Source organism: Streptomyces sp. CA189 (assembly GCF_056428985.1).
On record NZ_JBWJVM010000180.1, the window covers coordinates 1 to 1,330 of the forward strand.

General features: G+C 64.8%; 1 protein-coding gene. It reads right to left on the reverse strand.

Annotated features, from left to right (window positions below; all coding sequences use genetic code 11):
- Window positions 1-27 precede the first annotated feature (27 nt).
- Window positions 28-1,280 (reverse strand): IS3 family transposase gene (locus tag AC061S_RS44400; protein WP_478691569.1). Its coding sequence is split into 2 segments (ribosomal slippage): window positions 28-1,001 and window positions 1,001-1,280, totalling 1,254 coding nucleotides; the frame shifts between segments, so codons are not numbered across the junction.
- Window positions 1,281-1,330: the final 50 nt, after the last annotated feature.

The window sequence follows — 1,330 nt, forward strand, 5'->3', positions numbered from 1 at the left end:
TGAACCGTTCCGGGTTCGGTAGAGATCTCAGTTGTTGGTTGTGACCTGCGGTTTTGTGGTCGTGAGGTAGTAGGCGGTCTCGTACTCGACGGGTGGGACGTGGCCTATCTCACCGTGGAGGCGGCGGTGGCAGTACCAGTCCACCCATTCCGCGCTGGCCAGTTCGACCTGGGCGAGTGTCTTCCAGGGTCGTCCCGGTTTCACAAGCTCGGTCTTGAACAGCCCGATGGCGGACTCCATCAGAGCGTTGTCGTAGGCATCGCCGACGCTGCCGATCGAGGCCGCGATGCCGGCGGCGTCCAGGTGTTCGGCGAGCCGGAAACTCGTGTATTGCGACCCGGCGTCGGAGTGATGTATCAACTCGCCCCGCTGGTAAGGGAATCCGTCACGATCGCGCTGCCACAGGGCCATCTCCAGAGCGTCCAGGACGAGCCTGGTCTCCTTCGAGGTGGCGGCGGACCAGCCGACGATCCGGCGGGAGAAGGTGTCCACGACGAACGCGACATAGACGACCCCGGCCCAGGTGGCGACGTGCGTGAAGTCGGCCACCCAGCAGCGGTTCGGCGCGCTCGCGACGAAGTTCCGGTCCACCAGGTCCGGGGCCCGATCGACCGATCCGTCCGGAATCGTGGTGATCACCCTCTTGCCGCGGACGGCGCCGGCGATGCCGCTCTCGCGCATGAGGCGTTCGACGGTGCAGCGGGCCACGATGTGGCCTTGCCGGTTCAGCTCCCGCCAGATCTTCCGGGCCCCGTAAACACGGTAGTTGTCCTTGAACACCTGGTGGATCAGGGGCTTTAGTTCCTCGTCCCGCACAGTCCGCGCGGACGGTTCGGCCAGGCGTTTGTGGTGGGCGTAATAGGTGGAGGGGGCGATCCTGCAGTCGTGCTCGGTGAGCGTCCTGCAGATCGGCTCGACGCCGCCGAAGCGGTCCCGGTGCTCGTCGATGAACGCTACGAGCGAAGATGTGGCCGGTCGAGCTCGGCCGCGAAGAAACTCGCCGCCGCCTTCAGGATCTCGTTCGCCCGCTTCAACTCGGCGATCTCTTTCTTCATCGCCTTGACCTGCGCGGATTCCTCGCTGGTCACGCCAGGGCGGGTACCGGAGTCGACCTGGTCCTGACGGACCCACTTGCGCAGCGTCTCGGTCGAGCCGATACCGAGCTTCTCGGCGACCGCCTTGATCGCAGCGGACTCGGTCGGGTAGTCGCTGAGGACCTCGGCGACCATACGGACCGCTCGTTTACGCAATTCAGCGGGATAGGAGGAGGGGCGTGCCATGACTCGATCCTTTCATGGAATCGAGTCTCTACCGAACCCGGAACGGTTCA